This window comes from Paenibacillus sp. NFR01 (genome assembly GCF_900111565.1).
GTDB lineage: Bacteria > Bacillota > Bacilli > Paenibacillales > Paenibacillaceae > Paenibacillus_AQ.
The window spans coordinates 1-17,298 of sequence record NZ_FOIK01000013.1; the positions used below are offsets into that span (position 1 = coordinate 1).

The 17,298-nt window shown below is 52.1% G+C and carries 26 protein-coding genes; 24 read left to right on the forward strand and 2 right to left on the reverse strand.

Annotated features, from left to right (window positions below):
- The 20 genes from BMW84_RS24240 to BMW84_RS24335 form a co-directional block, all read left to right on the forward strand.
- A partial coding sequence (locus BMW84_RS24240; protein ID WP_254773136.1) for a major capsid protein occupies nt 1-972 on the forward strand: 972 nt, incomplete at its 5' end.
- Between the two features lie 12 nt (nt 973-984).
- Nucleotides 985-1,245 carry a hypothetical protein gene (locus BMW84_RS24245; protein WP_091073042.1) on the forward strand — a complete coding sequence of 87 codons (261 nt, stop codon included), beginning with the start codon at nt 985-987 and terminating at the stop codon, nt 1,243-1,245.
- A gap of 8 nt (nt 1,246-1,253) precedes the next feature.
- Nucleotides 1,254-1,619, forward strand: coding sequence for a head-tail connector protein (locus tag BMW84_RS24250; protein ID WP_091073044.1), 366 nt, complete (start codon nt 1,254-1,256; stop codon nt 1,617-1,619).
- Nucleotides 1,619-1,945 carry a hypothetical protein gene (locus BMW84_RS24255; RefSeq protein ID WP_091073045.1) on the forward strand — a complete coding sequence of 109 codons (327 nt, stop codon included), beginning with the start codon at nt 1,619-1,621 and terminating at the stop codon, nt 1,943-1,945. The genes BMW84_RS24250 and BMW84_RS24255 overlap by 1 nt, the downstream gene beginning before the upstream one ends.
- A complete protein-coding gene (locus tag BMW84_RS24260; protein WP_091073047.1) occupies nt 1,946-2,326 on the forward strand; it encodes a hypothetical protein in 381 nt (126 codons plus the stop codon). It begins immediately after the preceding gene.
- Nucleotides 2,323-2,712, forward strand: a complete 390-nt coding sequence (locus tag BMW84_RS24265; RefSeq protein WP_254773137.1) for a minor capsid protein — start codon at nt 2,323-2,325, stop codon at nt 2,710-2,712. Before BMW84_RS24260 ends, BMW84_RS24265 begins: the two co-directional genes overlap by 4 nt.
- Nucleotides 2,713-2,720: 8 nt before the next feature.
- Entirely contained in the window at nt 2,721-3,173 is a 453-nt protein-coding gene (locus tag BMW84_RS24270; protein WP_091073049.1) for a phage tail tube protein, read from the forward strand.
- A 20-nt stretch (nt 3,174-3,193) separates the two neighbouring features.
- Entirely contained in the window at nt 3,194-3,502 is a 309-nt protein-coding gene (locus BMW84_RS24275) for a hypothetical protein (RefSeq protein ID WP_091073051.1), read from the forward strand.
- Complete coding sequence (locus BMW84_RS24280) at nt 3,483-3,842, forward strand: Gp15 family bacteriophage protein (protein ID WP_302848116.1); 360 nt, start codon at nt 3,483-3,485, stop codon at nt 3,840-3,842. The genes BMW84_RS24275 and BMW84_RS24280 overlap by 20 nt, the downstream gene beginning before the upstream one ends.
- Before the next feature lie 29 nt (nt 3,843-3,871).
- Nucleotides 3,872-6,685, forward strand: a complete 2,814-nt coding sequence (locus BMW84_RS24285) for a phage tail family protein (RefSeq protein WP_175499038.1) — start codon at nt 3,872-3,874, stop codon at nt 6,683-6,685.
- Between the two features lie 12 nt (nt 6,686-6,697).
- On the forward strand, nt 6,698-7,057 hold the full coding sequence (locus BMW84_RS24290; RefSeq protein ID WP_175499040.1) for a DUF6711 family protein: 360 nt from the start codon (nt 6,698-6,700) through the stop codon (nt 7,055-7,057).
- Between the two features lie 2 nt (nt 7,058-7,059).
- The gene (locus BMW84_RS24295; protein WP_091073057.1) at nt 7,060-9,009 is read left to right on the forward strand and encodes a hypothetical protein; all 1,950 of its coding nucleotides are present in this window, start codon (nt 7,060-7,062) and stop codon (nt 9,007-9,009) included.
- A gap of 68 nt (nt 9,010-9,077) precedes the next feature.
- Entirely contained in the window at nt 9,078-9,602 is a 525-nt protein-coding gene (locus tag BMW84_RS24300; protein ID WP_091073059.1) for a hypothetical protein, read from the forward strand.
- A gap of 72 nt (nt 9,603-9,674) precedes the next feature.
- Complete coding sequence (locus tag BMW84_RS24305) at nt 9,675-9,887, forward strand: hypothetical protein (protein WP_091073060.1); 213 nt, start codon at nt 9,675-9,677, stop codon at nt 9,885-9,887.
- Entirely contained in the window at nt 9,847-10,824 is a 978-nt protein-coding gene (locus tag BMW84_RS24310) for a hypothetical protein (protein ID WP_091073061.1), read from the forward strand. Before BMW84_RS24305 ends, BMW84_RS24310 begins: the two co-directional genes overlap by 41 nt.
- Nucleotides 10,824-11,261: a hypothetical protein gene (locus tag BMW84_RS24315; protein WP_091073063.1), complete on the forward strand. Its 438-nt coding sequence runs from the start codon at nt 10,824-10,826 to the stop codon at nt 11,259-11,261. Before BMW84_RS24310 ends, BMW84_RS24315 begins: the two co-directional genes overlap by 1 nt.
- Nucleotides 11,261-11,569, forward strand: coding sequence for a hypothetical protein (locus BMW84_RS24320; RefSeq protein WP_091073064.1), 309 nt, complete (start codon nt 11,261-11,263; stop codon nt 11,567-11,569). The genes BMW84_RS24315 and BMW84_RS24320 overlap by 1 nt, the downstream gene beginning before the upstream one ends.
- Nucleotides 11,566-11,802, forward strand: coding sequence for a hypothetical protein (locus BMW84_RS24325; RefSeq protein WP_091073065.1), 237 nt, complete (start codon nt 11,566-11,568; stop codon nt 11,800-11,802). Before BMW84_RS24320 ends, BMW84_RS24325 begins: the two co-directional genes overlap by 4 nt.
- Before the next feature lie 49 nt (nt 11,803-11,851).
- Nucleotides 11,852-12,385: a phage holin family protein gene (locus BMW84_RS24330; RefSeq protein ID WP_175499042.1), complete on the forward strand. Its 534-nt coding sequence runs from the start codon at nt 11,852-11,854 to the stop codon at nt 12,383-12,385.
- Nucleotides 12,386-12,387: 2 nt separating this feature from the next.
- Entirely contained in the window at nt 12,388-13,218 is an 831-nt protein-coding gene (locus BMW84_RS24335) for a M15 family metallopeptidase (RefSeq protein ID WP_091073066.1), read from the forward strand.
- A 278-nt stretch (nt 13,219-13,496) separates the two neighbouring features.
- On the opposite strand, the gene BMW84_RS24340 is transcribed toward BMW84_RS24335, so the two are convergent.
- The gene (locus tag BMW84_RS24340; protein WP_091073068.1) at nt 13,497-14,480 is read right to left on the reverse strand and encodes an SDH family Clp fold serine proteinase; all 984 of its coding nucleotides are present in this window, start codon (nt 14,478-14,480) and stop codon (nt 13,497-13,499) included.
- Nucleotides 14,452-14,652, reverse strand: a complete 201-nt coding sequence (locus BMW84_RS24345; protein WP_091073070.1) for a hypothetical protein — start codon at nt 14,650-14,652, stop codon at nt 14,452-14,454. Before BMW84_RS24345 ends, BMW84_RS24340 begins: the two co-directional genes overlap by 29 nt.
- 230 nt (nt 14,653-14,882) lie before the next feature.
- Between BMW84_RS24345 and BMW84_RS24350 the strand changes: the two genes are divergently transcribed.
- The 4 genes from BMW84_RS24350 (at nt 14,883) to BMW84_RS24900 (ending at nt 17,091) form a co-directional block, all read left to right on the forward strand.
- Nucleotides 14,883-15,095, forward strand: coding sequence for a hypothetical protein (locus BMW84_RS24350; protein ID WP_091073072.1), 213 nt, complete (start codon nt 14,883-14,885; stop codon nt 15,093-15,095).
- Between the two features lie 109 nt (nt 15,096-15,204).
- Nucleotides 15,205-15,708, forward strand: a complete 504-nt coding sequence (locus BMW84_RS24355) for a YhjD family protein (RefSeq protein ID WP_091073073.1) — start codon at nt 15,205-15,207, stop codon at nt 15,706-15,708.
- 179 nt (nt 15,709-15,887) lie between these two features.
- The gene (locus BMW84_RS24360) at nt 15,888-16,550 is read left to right on the forward strand and encodes a DUF3800 domain-containing protein (protein ID WP_254773138.1); all 663 of its coding nucleotides are present in this window, start codon (nt 15,888-15,890) and stop codon (nt 16,548-16,550) included.
- Nucleotides 16,551-16,947: 397 nt separating this feature from the next.
- The gene (locus tag BMW84_RS24900) at nt 16,948-17,091 is read left to right on the forward strand and encodes a hypothetical protein (RefSeq protein WP_175499044.1); all 144 of its coding nucleotides are present in this window, start codon (nt 16,948-16,950) and stop codon (nt 17,089-17,091) included.
- The last annotated feature ends 207 nt before the right edge of the window (nt 17,092-17,298 follow it).

Consider the following 17,298-nt stretch of genomic DNA (forward strand, 5'->3'; position numbering starts at 1 on the left):
TGTTTATCAATGGCAGTAACATTGGCACAAGCAAAACTTCAGGCACCGGATGCACTGTCGCAGATGGTTATCGATGAGTTCCGGAAGAACAACTTCATTCTGGACAATCTGACCTTCGACGACGTTGTGACACCGGTAGGCGGCGGGGCGACCATGACCTATGGCTATCTCCGCGCGCTGACGCAAGCAACGGCGGCATTCCGTGCGATTAATAGCGAATACACGCCGCAGGAAGCAACCAAAGTCAAGCAGAGCGTCGATTTGAAGGTTTTCGGCGGCGCCTTCGAAATTGACCGCATCATTGCTGGTATGGGCGGAATTATTAACGAAGTCACGTTTCAAATGCAGCAAAAAATCAAGTCCGCGCAGGCGCTGTTTAACGATACGGTTATTAACGGTGACAGTGCCGTAAATGCAACAGCGTTTGACGGTTTGGAGAAGGCACTGACCGGCTCCAGCACAGAGCTGATTCCTACGGCAGCGATCGACCTCTCCACTTCCGCCGCTGTTGACAGCAACTATAAAGCGTTCCTTGACGTGCTGGATGAGTTCTTGATGGGGCTGGACGGCGCTCCGACCGCAATCATGGGTAATCTCAAACTGATTGCCAAGATCCGCGCTTGCGCACGTCGGGCGGGCATGTACAACACAAGCCTGAATGAATTCGGCCAGCAGGTTGAAAAGTACGGCGTTACGCCGCTCGTTGACCTGGGCGCAAAATCCGGCACCAATGATCCGGTTGTGCCTATCCTTACCGGAGCTGATGCCGGCTTAACGAGCCTGTATGCGGTTCGCTTCGGCCTTGATGGTTTCCACGGCGTCAGCATGGCCGGACAGCCGCCTGTGCGCCAATGGCTGCCTGATTACACGACGGCAGGCGCTGTGAAGAAAGGCGAGGTCGAAATGGTTGGTGCCGTCGCGTTGAAGGCTACAAAGGCTGCCGGCGTGCTGCGGAAGATCAAAGTATCCTAGGAGGGAACGACAATGGCAAAGATTTTCGCACCCAATACACAATATACCGGCATATCTGCCGGGGTGGCCTTCGCGAACGGAGTAGGCGAATGCGATGATCCGGAGCGTCTGAAATGGTTTGAGCGCTCCGGGTATACCGTCGAAACGGAGCCGGAAACGCCGAAAGTCGAAGCGGATGCAACCGAACCAGTCGGAAAGGCTCCGGATGCAGGCGACGCAGCCCCGAAGGTTGCTGACGCCGACGCCAAGAAGCCGTCCAAAGCGGAAAAGTAGGTGATCGCATGGCCTACGCGACCGTAGCAGATTATGAGCTTTACGGTAGTGGCCAGATACCGCCTGACGAGCTACCTGCAGCGCTGGAGCGGGCCAGTGATCAGATTGATACGCTGACTTATAACCGGATCGCCGCGGGCGGCACGGAGGCGCTGACACCGTTCCAGGCGTTAAGGGTTAAAAAGGCTGTCTGCCAGCAGGCGGACTTTTTTTATTCCTATGGGGATTACATCGACAGTCCGCTGTCCGGCTATTCGGCCGGCAGCGTGTCGGTATCTTTCCAGGGGGTGTCCGGCGCCGGAGGCATCCAGACGTCACAGAGCGTAACCAGTTTGCTAGCATCGACGGGGCTGACGTCCAGGAGGTTATGCTGATGCGCGGTAAACTGCCCTATCCCCGCTGGATCAATAACGCGACCGTGCAGGTGGTCAGTACGGAGTTGTCAGAGGACGGCGAGCCGGTCGAGACGCCGCTGTATGCTGGTCCGGCCAACTATGACGAGAAATCCAAGCAGGTCATGGATGCGGAGCGCCGCCTGGTACGCTTGTCCGGCAAAGTCATCATCGAAGGCGATATAGCCCCCGGTCAACAAATCGAGGGGCTTGTTCGCGTCGGCGGCGTCGAGCGGACCATATTCCGCTCGGAGCGGCCGAAGAATCCGGACGGCAGTGTCTTTAGCACGGAATTGGAGCTGATGTAAATGGTCAGGGCAAGAGTGACAATGAACCGCAGCGCGCTCCGGCAGCTCTCTGCGACGCAGATCCGCGCGCTCGTGCTGACGGCCGAGGCAGTCAAGACGGACGTTATGGCTGCCGGAGTCGTCCCGAAGCAGACCGGGGAGCTGGAACGCAGCGGCCATGTGGATGATAGCCGGGCATCGAAGGGACTGGTGAAGCTGGTCTATGATACGCCGTATGCTCGCCGGCTTTACTGGCATCCAGAATTCGACTTTCGTCAGGATAAAAACCGGGAGGCACAAGGTGAATGGCTTGATCCTTGGATCGACGGTGATCGAGAGTCGTTCGCGCCGAAGACGTTCCGCGAACTGTACCGCCGGCTGAATCGGGGGCTGATCCGATGATGACGCTGGCGGAAGTTCGGGACTGGTTGAAGACTCAGGTGGCCTGTCCAGCCTGGTATGTCGGCAAGCTGGACGGCAAGAAGCCGGAATGTATCGGTGTCTACGCCCGCCCAGGGCATGCTCCTGTGATCGCCCTGGGCGGGCTGCAGCAGACCAGCTACGCCGTCAAAGCGGTGTCCATTCTCATCCATTGGAGCAAGAACAGTGACACCGCGGAGCGGAAGGCACAAGAGGTCTATGCCGCACTCTTTGGCCAGTCCGCGGTAATTGCCGGCAAGCGGGTGATAAGCTTCCAGCTGAGGACGCCGGAACCGGTCAGTGTTGGGACGGACGACGAGGGCTATTACGAATACGTGATCGAGGTCACGATCTATTACGAAAGGTAGGGATAAGCATGGCAGGAACAGGCGTATTCCCGGTTCATAACAATATTTTCAAGATCGGCATCAACGGCCGGGGATCTGATGCTGAGGACATGGTTGCAATTAAGGATTTGGAGAACTTCGCGCCAGCGATCGACGGCAATACCGAAGAATGGTATGCCATGGATCAGGCGGGATGGGCTCGCAGGGCCGTTACCGGGAAGTCGCTCTCCTTCAGTTTTTCCGGCAAGCGGAACTATGGTGATCCGGGTAACGATTACGTCGCGGGGCTGATGCTAGCAACCGGCCAGGACGCGGAATCGAAGTTTGAGTGGACATTGCCTAGCGGCGCCAAGCTCACGATGAACTGCGTAATCAACCTGACCACACCAGGCGGCGGTGACAGTACCGGTATCGACGGGCTGGAATTCGAGCTGCTGAGTGACGGCAAACCCACATTTACCCCGGCGCCCGTGTCGCCTTAATTTGAGAGGAGCTAAAGCTAATGGCAAAAGTAGTGAAACTGTCCAATAAATTCGCGAAGGACGAAAAAGCCGGCATCGAAATCGGAGAGAAGGTATACGAATTCGATGCTTCGGTTGAAACCGCGATGCTGATTGAAGATGCAGTCGCCGACGGCGGCCGTGTCAGCTCGCTTGTTTCAGCGTTGGAGGCAGTGCTGGGAGCAGATGCAGTGGCTGAAATCGGCGTGAAGCAAATGAGCCTCACCAACATGAAAATCCTGCTGACAGGTTTGTCCGCTGCCTTGCAAAATACTACCTACGAGGACGCGTCTGCCCGATTTCAGGGCTGAACCGCCGTGGTATGACCTCCGGGAAGATTGGCCGCTGATTGAGGCCAGTCTGGCGAAGCAGTATGGTATCCGCATCCGGCAGCTTGGAGATATGCCCTGGGAAGAATTTTGCACGCTCGTCAGCGGATTGATGCCGGACACACCGCTCGGCAGCATTGTCGCAATTCGGGCGGAGCCGGATCGGAAAGTCATCAAGAATTTTAGCCGGGACCAGCGGCGCATATATAATGCCTGGCGGAACCGTCAGGCACAGGAGAAGCTGCAGGATACCGAAGCGCTGGATAAGCAAATGAAGAGCATGGAGGCGGCCTTTGCACGCATGTTTGGAGGTGGTAGCTGATGTTCGGGACTAACGTAGGTAGTGTAGATTTGGATCTGGAGTTAAATTACGGAGATTTTCAGCGCCAATTATCCGGCATCGCTGGCACTGCCTCCGGATTAGTGGGAAAAGCATTTAAAGGTCTCGGTGGGATTATCGCCGGGGCCTTTGCTGTTAAGGGGCTTGTTGACTTTGGTCGCGAGGCGATCGGACTTGCATCCGACCTGCAGGAGGTCCAGAACGTCGTTGATGTGACGTTTGGGGCTATGGCCGGCCAGGTGGATGCCTGGTCAAAGGATCTCATCGAATCCTTTGGCCTTAGCGAGTTGTCCGCGAAGCGTTACGCCTCCACCATGGGCGCCATGCTCAAATCGTCCGGTCTTACTGGCACAGCGATCCGGGACATGTCGCTCAACCTGACGCAGCTCGCCGCGGATATATCGTCATTCTACAACTTGAACGGCGATGAAGCCTTTTACAAGGTGTTCTCGGGGCTGACCGGTGAGACAGAACCATTGAAGCAGCTCGGTATCAATATGAGCGTGGTCAACATGCAAGCCTACGCCATGTCTCAAGGCATCCACAAGTCATGGACGGAGATGACCCAAGCGGAGCAAACCATGCTGCGCTATGGTTACCTGATGAAGGTTACCGCAGATGCGCAGGGCGACTTTGCACGGACCTCCAATAGCTGGGCCAATCAGACGCGTGTACTGACGGAGCAGTGGAAGATCTTCCAGGGTACGATGGGTGCCGGGTTTATCAACATCTTGGCCCCGGTCGTGCGCGCGCTCAATGGCATCATTGGCCGCCTGCAAGTGGCAGCTGAGTATTTCCGGGCCTTCACAGAGTTGATCTTCGGCTCAGCAGCAGGCACGTCCTCGGCGGCTAGCAGCACGGCCGCAGCCATCGGCGGCATGGGGTCGGTGGCAAGTGACACCGCGGGCTCTATGGGCGACTTAGGCGACGCTACAGCGGACGCCGGGAAGGACACCAAGAAGGCCGGAAAGGACATTAAGAACGGTCTTGCCGGTTTTGATCAGCTCAACATCCTGACCAAGGCGACGGCGGACTCAGCGGCTGACGCTGCAGCAGGAGCTGCTGGACTTGCAGCAGGTCTGGGCGGCGGACTGGGAGACTTTAGCCTCGGAACAGCTACCATCGATACAGATCCCATAAAGGCGCAGGTAGCAACATTCGTGAACGACATCAAGGCCATGTTTGCGGGCGTCGGCGGTATCAGCCTGGACCCGTTGCGCAAGTCGTTAGATGGTCTGTGGGACGCGCTCAAGCCTTTTGGCAAGATGGCAGGGCAGGGGCTGCAATGGTTTCTGAAGAATGTCCTGTTTCCACTCAGCAAATGGACAGTAGAAAAGGCGCTCCCGGCGTTTTTGGATGTGCTGGCCGGAGCGCTGCGAGTGCTGGACAGCGTCATCCAGGCGTTCATGCCGGCGGCGGGGTGGCTATGGGATAACTTCCTGTTACCACTGGCAAGCTGGACCGGTGACACAGTTGTGAACGGACTGCTGGGGTTGGCCGGCGCACTTAATGGGCTGTCCTCCTGGATCAATGGGAACCAAGGCACGCTCACACAGGGCGTCTTGATCATTGGTGCGTTCTTTGCTGCCTTCAAATTTGCAGAATTCATTGCTTGGGTAGGTCCGTTTGTCTCCGGCCTGGGAGAGATGATCACTTCCAGTGCGTTGTTTACCGGCATCGTCGACGCTCTGACAGGCGCCATTTCCGCCTTGTTAAGTCCTATTGGCGCGATAATTGCTTTGGCCGGGGTGTTGATATATGCCTTCATTGATCTGTACAAGGAGAGCGCGACGTTTCGCGAGGAGATTCAGCAGCTGGGTGTCACATGGAAGGATGCATTACAACCGCTCGCGGATTTTGTGGGTGGTGTGCTGACGGACTCGTGGACAGATATCCTGCAACCGGCCATAACCTTTTTCCTCCAAACGCTTCTCCCGCAACTGCTGAGCTTATTTAAGCAGCTTTGGCAGCAGGTACTGGTTCCACTGGCAAATTTCATTGGCACGGTACTGAAACCGGTATTTTCGATTCTTGCCGATGTCCTCTCCATGCTTTGGAAGTATGTCATCCTGCCGCTTGCAGATGCTGTTGGCGGCGTCCTCGCCGAAGCTTGGAAAGCGTTTTACGACATTATGACCATTACCGTGCTACCGATTATCCGTAAGGTTATTGATATCGTTACGGAGCTGTGGAAGCAAGTTCTTCTGCCGTTAATTGATATGTTATGGAGCGCACTGAAACCAGCATTTGAAACGGTGTTCGATGGCATTAAGACGGTTATTGAAGGGCTGAAAACGACGCTGACCGGCATCCTACGGTTTATTACCGGCGTTTTCACAGGGGATTGGGGAAAGGCCTGGGAAGGCGTAAAGATGGTCTTCAAAGGCGTGTTTGATGCTTTATATGGAATTGTAAAAACGCCGCTTGATCTGATCATTGACGCAATCAATACCATGATCGACGGGCTTAACAGTCTGAAAATCGACATGCCGGATTGGATGGGCGGGAAATCGTTTGGACTCAACATATCGCATATCCCGCACCTTGCTAAAGGCGGCTTGGCATACGGGCCGACACTGGCCATGGTCGGGGATAACCGCGGCGCCGCAGCGGATCCGGAAGTCGTCGCCCCATTGTCCAAGCTGCAGGGCATGCTCGGCAGCGACAACACGGAAGTCGTTACCGTGCTGCTGCAGATCCTTGAAGCCCTGCAACGTCAAGGTCAGACCGTACTGCAAGTTGGCGAAACGACGCTGGCGCAGGTTGTCATCAAGTCACTGAATAACTATCATCGTCAAGCCGGGCAGACGCTGCTTGAGCTATAAGGAGGATTGAGCGTGGACCCAATACTGATTAACGGCGTGCCGATCGCCGCGTCTCCCGCGACGCTCTCGCCCGGCATTGATGATATCGACGCCGAAACGACGGGCCGGATGTCGGATGGAACACTCACCCGGGACCGGCTGGCCGTAAAGCGGCAGATTGATATGTCGTGGGGACTGCTGACTTGGCCCGAGATATCTGCATTGCTCAAGCAGATGTCTGCCGCGTCGTTTACCCTGACCTACCCTGACCCGCAGGATGGCAAATATTCGACTCGAACGTTTTACGCAGGCAAGCGCACGCCTGCAGTAGCTCTGGCAAAGGCTGGCACTATCCTGTGGTCCGGCCTGAGAGTTACCCTGACGGAGTATTAGCCATGTATCCAATATCACCTATTTTTGAGGATTACCTAAAGCGGTACGATCGTGAATTTACTGTACGGGTCACGGTAAATGATCAGGAGTATACCGCGTCCAATATTGCGGAATTCACTGTAGAGAACAGCTTGGCATCGGGCGAAGAGTTTGAGATCGGGACCGCGATCCCGAGCAAGCTGACTATTTCTCTGCGGCTGTTGGATACCGTGCCGGAGAACGCACGGATCCGCCCATACCTTGCGCTGTCGATGGCGGGAATGACCTGGGAACAGGCGGTTTATGATTGGGAAGATGCGGATGTTTCATGGCTCGGTGGTTCGACGCACTGGCTGCCGCTCGGCGAGTTTTACGTCGACACCCGAGAGAAAAACGGCGATGTCTACCGGTTCACCTGTTACGACAAGCTGATTACCGGTGATGCCGAATACATCTCCACGTTGACCTACCCGGCGACCCAGCGCGCCGTTTTTGATGAAATCTGCGGGTTGCTGGATATCGAGTATGACGGCAGCGTGGTTATCAATCCGGCATATACACTCCAGGCAGCGCCGACGGGCTACACGATGCGGCAGGTCATCGGGTATATTGCCGGCAGCAATGCGGCCAGCGCATTCATGGGTAAAGATGGGCTGCTGCGCTTTAAGCTCTTCTCGCCGGAAGAGGCCCCGGTATTCAATTACCGTCAGGCCGATTACATCCGGGCGAAGCAGACCAATCCTCGGAAAACGTATACCCGCGTGGTCGTCACCTACAATACGGAGGACGGACTGACCTACGAGGCCGGCAGCGGCGCCGATGCCAATACATTGCAGGTAATCAACCCGTTCGCCACGCAGGCGATCACAAACGCCCTGCAGGCCGCGCTGAACGGCTTCAGCTATCAGCCGATGGAAATGGACGCTCGGGGTTTCCCGCAGCTGGATCAGGGAGACGTTGTAGGCTATGAACAGTTCCAGGGCGTGACGTGGGAGCGGGCAATCACAGATTGGGCGGATACGGATCTGCCATGGGACGGCATCCGGCGTTATACGACGATAATCCTGCGGCAGACCTTCGGCTTTAAAGGCGGCCTGCGGATGCAGGTTCAGGCCCCGGCTAAGTCTGATCAGCAGAGCGAATTCAAGCCCCGCGGAACAATGGTCGAGCAGATCAACAACATCAATAAGACCGCGGTCAAGCAGGGGCGCAATTATTTCGGTTTCAGTGTGGCGCCGGACTACGGAGTGAAGATTCAGCGCGACGATGGCAAGAGCGACTTGACGCTCAATTCGGATGTGATGGACTGGCGGGTTAATGGGCAATCGTCTCTCTACTTCGACGCCCAGGCTAACAAGCTGAAATTCACCGGAGCTTTGGAGGCTGCGAGCGGGACCTTTTCGGGAGCGCTTGTCGCCGCGACAGGTACCTTTACCGGCGCCCTTCAGGCAGCCACGGGGACGTTCTCCGGGGCGCTGCTGGCGGCGAGCGGATCATTCTCCGGACAGATTTCAGCGTCTACAATATTGGGCGGTAATGTAACGGGTGCTCTCATCCAAACGTCGGAGCCGGGCATCTTCCCATATGCGGCCATGCGGAGCGATAACAAGACTTTTACTGTGGCAGCATCGGCAACGAATCGCGTGGAAATGACGGTAACTGGATATCCCACAGCCAGCGTGGGGTTTTCCTTCACCAATGGGAGCCAAGTATCGCGGATTTCCGGTAATGATGGTCTGTATTTATATGGAGATCAGAATATTAAGATGGAATCTATGAATATCTATCTTCGCGGTTACAATGGAACTTATGTTACACGTTGGTCCGACTTAAAAAGCGAGGAAACCGGGGCTAATATTGCGGCTGAACTAAACTCGCTCGCAATAAACATGACTTTTGATTCAACAAGCCGAAATCTAAAACTATGGAGTAAAGGCGGAAACCTTCTTGCTCAAGTGAACATTCCAACGTGACATATTGAAACTTTTATCAAAATATGACGATAATACAGGTAGAAAACTTTACCAAAGGAGCGGTTGATTTGAAAAAGTTTATATCTGGCCTTATCGTCGGCGCGTTGTTGTTTAGCGGAGTTTCTGCTTTTGCTGATGGTACATCTTTGATCGGCAAAAAGGTTCAAGGCTTGTTTTCTGTTGAAAAGGCAGGGGTAAAAGTTGCTGATGCTGTTGTTATTAACGGTACTGCCTATGCCCCAGTTCGTGCTGTCGCCGAGGCTACTGGAGCTACATTATCCATCGAGGGGAAGAAAATTATTATGGGAGCAGAGGTGCTTTCTAGCGGGTTGTATGATGAATTAATAGTACAGCGTACCGCAATTGAAAGTAAGATAAAAGAAGCCCAAGGCGGGGTGAAACTCTACGAAAACACCTACTTGCCAGAAGCTCAACAGCGATACGACAACTACAAAGGTACAGAATACGAACAAAAAGCTCAGGCGTGGCTTGCTGACCGCACCAAAGAATACGAACAGCGCAAGGCCGATCTGGCCGGACTACAGCAGCAGCTCGCTGACCTGGACGCCCAACTCGCGGCACTGCAAAAATAACATATCATCCATACAAGAGTCTCGCCGGATCCGGCGGGGCTTTTTGTGTTGGGTTGAAGAGGTGAGAAACTGATGGCCAATGTCACGCCGAAAATCGTCATTGAGATTGATCCGCGGTACCCAGTGCCGGAAATTTGCGCCGTAATCGCAGCCGTGCTGCCGTATCATCCGGGCAATGGGACTGCAATAATGCGCGGTGTCCTGGAAGCGATTGACCAGGAACTGCAGAAAGGAGCTGAAACTGATGGCGTACCAGAACCTACCCGGGAACCAGCCAATCAATGAAACGTACAACCGCATCAACGAGAACTTTGAGCAGGTAGACGCCGACATCACCACGCACAAGACGTCCGCCACGCTGGACCATCCGGACGGCAGCGTCGTAACGGCCAAACTAGCTGACAAAGCAGCGACCCGGGCCAAGATCGGCGACAACGCGGTCGGTACCGGGCAGCTCGGCGACGCTGCTGTTACGACGATTAAGCTTGCGGACGGCTCCGTCACCGCCGCCAAACTCGGAGCCGGGGCGGTTGGCACCGGGCAAATCGCGGACGGCAGCATTACAGCCGCAAAGGTGGCCGCAGATGTTGCCACGCAGGCGGAACTGGACACGCATGCCGCAGACACAACGCTGCATGTGACGGCGGCGGAGCACACCAAACTGGCCGGCATCCAATCCGGCGCTGAGGTCAACCAAAATGCCTTTAGTAAGATTGTGGTTACCGGCCAGGGAGACATCATCGCACAAAGCGAGACGGGCACGCTCATGTTTGCCGCAGGAACAGGTCTTACAATAACGACAGACCCGGCAACCGGGAAGCTGACCTTTACTGCGACGGGCGAATCGACGCCAGGACCGCACGCCAGTAGTCACATCACCGGGGGCACGGACGTGATCCCGATTGCCGTCACCGGCGGCGCCAGTGGGTTAATGAGTGGCGCTGATGCCACGTTTGTCCGGTCCACTGGCGAGACCAAGACCGGCGCACAGTCCAAGGCGGACGCTGCTCAGGCGGCAGCGATCGCGGCAGCAGCAACGGACGCGACCACCAAAGCCAATACAGCTCAGGCAAATGCCGCAACGGACGCAACAACGAAAGCTAATACTGCGGAGACGTCGGCAAAAGGATACGCTGATATCCAAATTGCAGCCGCACTTACATCTGCAAACCCTGTGGGATCAAAAATTTACATGTATAGAAACTTAGGAGGTGGTTTGTAATGCCTGCAAATACTACGCCAATTTTTCCGATTACACCTGTCGTGAGCTGGGGAACGGTTACGACCGCAAACACCGCAAAAGACGGCACAGGCACAATGGTTACAGTTTTTACCGCAGGTGCAAACGGTGCAAGGATTGACCAGATCAAGGTACGCCATAAAGGGGCAAACGTTGCAACTGCGCTTCGATTTTTTATTAACAACGGCAACGATGCTTCAGTCGCGGCAAATAACTCTCTCGTCCACGAGGCAACAATCGCCCTGGCAAACGCGAACGAGGCGGCAGCACTCGCGGACTTTGACATTACAATCCCCAAAAACACGACGGAGACGGCATGTCCTATCCCTTACCTGCCGCCGAACTATAAGCTTAATATCGCAATCGGCACGACGGTCGCGGCCGGCCTGCAGGTTACCGTCTTCGGGGGGAATTACTGATGCAGATTGGATTTAACGGGTTTCCAACGCCTAAGCCCGATAAAAAGGCGAATAACCTCCCGCCGTTTTACACTGCGGCTACCGACGTTATCCCGGATGGGTCCTCTCTGATCATTGACGTGGGTCCTGGACGTACCTTTGCCGCGTGTCAGAGCAATTCAGGATCTCCTTTTGCTGTTCGTACACCTAACTGGTCAGCATCAGCAGCCAACGCTTCTATCGCTTTATTTAACCAGGATGGTACGACTTACGTCCAGATCACGAACAATACCACGGCAAATACTACTTTTAAGGTGAGTGCAAAATGACAATAACTGAATGGATATATTCGCAGTGGGAAGTAGTAGACAATGAATTATTAGGACTGGCCGTTGTATTCAGCTTTTGGTTTTCTATGAAACTTTCAAAAGTGGAGGAGACCTACGGCGCGATGATTCAGTCAGGCATTGACGCCGGTAAGACAGATTTGGGAATAAAGCAAGACATGGTTGCACTACACGCTTTCGGTGGGGCCATTGACAAGTATATTTTGCCTGAATAGCGGTTTGCCCCCGGATATCGGGGGCTATTTTATTGAAGGGAGACGCGGCATGATCAATCAAATCAAAAATCTCGTCACAACAATTATCACGGCTGCAGTAGGCTCGGGGAGCCGCGAGGTAGCAATGGGGGGAGCATCGGCTATGGCGGGAGTGCTGGGGACATTGGCCGGCCTGCTGGGAGGCTGGGACATGGGGCTGCTGGTGCTGATCGTGCTGATTGTCGGCGATTACGGTACCGGGGTACTGGGGGCCATACGGACGAAGACGGTTAGCTCTGAGGTGATGTTTTGGGGAGGCATCCGCAAAGCGGTGCTGTTGTTTATTGTCGGCCTGTGTTCACTCATGGATGACTGGATTCAGCCGGGTTCGCCGATCTTCCGCACGGCCGCCATTTACTTTTACGCCGGGCGCGAAGGCCTGAGCATCGTTGAGAATCTTGGCGTCCTGGGCGTGCCATTGCCTCAGGAACTTAAAAACTTCTTACTGCAGCTCAGCGAGGATAAGTCGAAGAACAACCCGGCCAAGCCGGAGCACCCGGACAATGCCAGAGACAACGGCAGCGACGACCAGAAAGGGGCGTAACCATGGCGTACACTTTGGAGCAGGTAAAGGCCAAGTCTGCAGCCCGGCTAGCTGGTCTGGAGCCGGCAGTCCGGCAGTCAGCCGTCGCGCTGATTGAGTTTGCGTATGCTCACGGCGTGCCGATCATCATCACCCAGGGGCTGCGGACCAGTGCCGAGCAAGACAAGCTTTATGCGCAAGGCCGGACCGCACCCGGCCAGATCGTGACCAACGCCCCGGGCGGGTACAGTTATCATAATTTTGGCGTGGCCATCGACTTTGCGCTGCTGCTGCCTGATGGCAGTGTGAGCTGGGATACGCGGCGGGATGGTGATGGCGACGGAATTGCGGACTGGTCGGAGGTGGTGGCGGATGCCAAGCGTCTCGGCTGGGAGTGGGGCGGCGATTGGAGCACATTTAAGGATCTGCCTCATTTCGAATTGAATTTCGGCCTGAGTACAGCGGACTTTCGTGCAGGAAAACGGCCGACGGCTGCGCAGCTGGCTGAAGTTTTGGGACGATTCACAATAATCGAAGGGGAGGCGGACGAACTGACGGACGCAGAGAAAAAAAGATTGGACACGCTGGAGGCGGCGGTAGCAGAACTTGGGCGAAGCCGTGACGTGCTGAAGGATCAGGTGCTGCAGCAGGCTGGGCAAAGCAAGGATCTGACGGGGCGTGTGGTTACGCTGGAGGGAAAAGCAAGCCTGGCGGAGATTCCGTCTTGGGCAAAGACGGCCGTCGAAGCCGCGGTGGCTGCGGGACTGATTAATACGCCGAGCGGCGGGAGCTATGATTTTTACCGGCTGCTCGTCATCATGGAGCGGGCGGGGCTGCTGGCTGATCATCAGTAAAAAACTTTGGAAGGTACTCGAAGCAGCCCAAAGACCGACTTTTTTCCACCCGAACAGCGACGCCACTGCATCTAAAAGGGTGTACTCTTGCTAAAGAGGTGTAGCAGTTACTGAACAATCTCATAAATAAAGAAAGGCCTCATATTATACAATGAGGCCTTTCTTTCGTTTAAAAAGGAATACACAGTAAATACTTTATAATTACTGGAAGGTGGTGATAAAAATGTTATCAGGAAAAGCAACAATCATTTGGAGCATGTGTAGTGCCCACACAAAGGTTACATTTCCGAATTGGATGGGAGATCCGGAAAGTTTGCGCCTATACCTGGCAGTAAATTCATGGCCCCGGGACCCATTTGTACCTGAATTGGATTCACGTTTTGTATATGGGCCACACCATTATGATTTTCAATGATCTTACTAGCAGGTGTTGCTGTAAGAGTTTGGATGCACGCATGGTGCACAGACAATACTGCTTCTTGAAGTTCTTGATCATCTTCAAGAAACTGAATGTTTAACCCTATTTCTTTCGCGCGCTGGCCTGAAATATGCCGAGCATGAGATTTCATTAAGGCGTGATCACCAAGTTCAGATACAATGTGCTCTGACTTTTTAATAGCTTCTGGATCGCCGTCAAACATAGCTGTAACCAGCCACTGTTTTACAATTTCCGTTGACCAGGCAATTGCTTTCTCACATTCACCAATTAAAGTTGGATGATACTTTGCAATAATTGGTTGCCATAACGGAATTGTTGAAGGATCCTTTGATATTTCTTCTTTTGCACGATTAAATTCTTCAATAATTCCGTGTGTAGGAATCCCGCTCATCTGGGGATCGATAGGTCCAAGGTTTGAGTGTTTTCCCATAACTATTTCTTTACAAGAGCAAGCAATCATCGTACCTGCTGACATTGCAATTTGTGGAACAATCGCACGAATATCAGTACCAAAGATGGAACGAAGGTATTCCACGAGTGATTCAGTAGCTGCAATATCGCCGCCAGGAGTATGAATAAAAAGATCTAGCCCCTTGCTCTTATCAAGTTCATGGATAGCAGCCATAAACCCATTTTTGTCCCCATCATTTAAAGAAAATCCATTATATCCTCGAAGCTCACTCTTTTGCAGCCATCCCGAATAATAGACGATGACATTTCTGTCGGTATATTCATGTAGTTTTTTTAAGTACGATCGTCTTATTACATCGAACATACTTCCTGCTTGATCTACTTCATTTAAAATTGTTTTCCAACTTGGCATTCACTCCCGCACCTTCCCTAATACTGCATGTATTACCGGTTGTAGTTAGTTTTAGTTCCCAGGAGTCGGTTGGATTTTGATGGAGGGCTTCGAAGGTGTACTTTTTTCTTTCCTCATTGCTACCTAAGCCCATTAGTTCAAACACCTCTTGGATACTGCTCTTCTCCTCCATAAGGACAGCTCCTTCCTAACAAAATTTTGATTATACATTACCCATTCTAGTCCATCCCTAAATATTTACAATATTTTCTTAAAACTGTTCACTTCTTGTTCGTATACTTTCGCGAACAAGAAGTGATTCTTCCAAGTAATTATGTAATTTTCAAGGTGCAAACTATGTGATTGCATCATATGATCTAGATAAATTATAGTACAGTCAAAAGCATAGAAAGGAAGTCCGATATGAGCGTATACAAAGTCCTGAAGACAGATGATGAATTTTTGACGGCAGCCATGAGCCAAAAGCGCGTAACGATATTTGAACGCCGTGGCGATCTGGCCGGCTGCATCGTAGATTATGGCGGACCAGTTGAAAAGTACACTCCGGCAAGCATTAAGATTGCTGGGGCGCATTACTTCCGCTGTGAGTTTGAATTTCGCATGATCCTGGCATAACCTACATACATAATCTCTTTGCCCCTGAAAAGGGGCTTATTTCTTGTTGTATAAAGAACATTTGTTCGCATATACTGAAGGGGAGGATGATTAGATCGGAGGCGCAGTGATGACAAAACTGGAAGGCAACGAGCGTTGGAAGACGAAAATGACTACACCGGAATTCGCGGATACATATGAGGCCGTGCAGGACAAATCCGGACAGCACAGTCTTACCGATCAGGAGAGGCTTATGGTCCGTGACGCGATCATAATGCCGCACCTAGTTACGATGCTGGGCAAGACCATCAAGGACGTGGAGCAATCGGGTAATCTGCTCTCGCGAGCGTATAGCATAGCCGGCCGCTTTATCGAGAAGCGGGTTTCGGCTGACTTGTATCAGCTGCGGCGGGATCTGCAGCAGCGCAACATCCGGATCGCACCGGAGGCCGAAGAGGATTCCATTCCGCAATACAAAGTATTCTGCCGAGGGCAGCAGGAGAGGATGGGCTTAACCCGGGAGGCGATCCGGGTGGATATGTCCCGGCGGCTGACTCAGTACCATTCCGAGCTTGCCGCACTAATGAAAGAAAATATGAAATTGGATAAAACCCCTGCTGGCCGTAATGGCTGACAGGTTTTTTTTATTGGTTCATAACTTAAGCAATTATGTCAGATAAAGGAGATATTTTAGTGCCTATTCTTTTGAAAAATGGTATACTTAGGTAGTATTTTTCTGAGACTTTAGGATTAGGAATTCTAATTGGTTCTATTAGATGACTTTATAATGAAAATCATCAAGTGGGTGATCGAATGATTCTCAATTTTGACGAATCAGGTAATTTAGGTAAGCAAGGTAGATACTTTACTATTGCGTGTGTGGCTGGAGAAAATCTTAAACCTTTAGAAAATATAATGAATAGATCCATTGTTAAAGTTAAAAGTAAATTTCCTAAGTTTACCCATAGGACTGAGGTTAAGGCATCTGATTCAAACCCTATAATTAAAGAGTATATGCTTCGAAAGATTGCTTCGAAAAATATGCAAATAAAGTATATAGTTGCTGACTTGGAACATGTTCAGCCCAACCTGCTAGATGATGAAAACTTATTGTATAATTTTATGTTAAAGTTCCTAATAGTTCCTCTTTGTAAACGGAGAAACTTAAAAGAGCTAACCATTAATCTTGATAAAAGAAGTATTAAAGTTGGATCGGAAAACTCTTTTGAAGACTATATAAAAATTAAAGTGAACTATGAATGTGGCTTTCCGGTAAAAATAAATGTAAACTACATTGAATCTCAAAATTCTGTTCTAATTCAAGCCGCTGATTTTGTCGCCAACGCCATAAATACTAAGTACGAATATGGTTATGATTATTATTACAATTTAATTAAAGATAGAATTGAACACGTGGAACATTTCCCTTATAAGCTGTTTGGATCGAATAAGGTTGTGCAATTTAGACAATCTTAATCATATGTTCGCCTTTACAAATTGAGGGTTTTGCATGTATTATAAAGGTGTGGAAGGCGTGTAAGCCCGCTGAGATCGTGTCAATTCCTAGTACATAAACTGCCTGTGTGGTAGTCGATCCATTGGCTTCGCTGAACACACCATGACCTTGCATAAAGGTCAATTTTTTTGTTTATACATATAGTACAGGACAGTGTAATCCCTATTTACGGTGCGCCAACATAAAGCGCATAAGCTACTTTTTAGGTAGCCCTTCTATAGGTTGCTGTCCTGTACGGAAAATTGTAATGGTACCCCATCTAAAATGATGGGGTACTTTTTGCTCAGAGGTCTTTAAATTTTATATGTTAAACTCTGCCCATCCCGGCTGTAGTGGATCTTCAGGGGCCGGATCTAGGTGCTCAGGCATTTCTCGGATCAGCAGGGGCTCGTCAATGTCGAGCAGGACAGCGATCCGCTCGGATCCACCTTGAAAGGTTCCGACGGCGACGACGCTGCCGGTACGGCCGCGCCAGTGACCGGCGGTGATCCGGACGCGTAGGCCTGGTGTAATGTGGTTTAGGTTCATGAAATCACCGCCTTCGCTGCAAACAAAATTGCAAACGCGCTTAGGTGTATTAGCGGTAACCTATGGGTACTAAAGTAAATGAAAATCCGCATAGAATAAGGGTTCTTGCGCTTGTGGAAACTTATAAAACAAACTCGTAATGCGTAGGCCGGGGGTTCAATTCCCTTCACCAGCATCCTT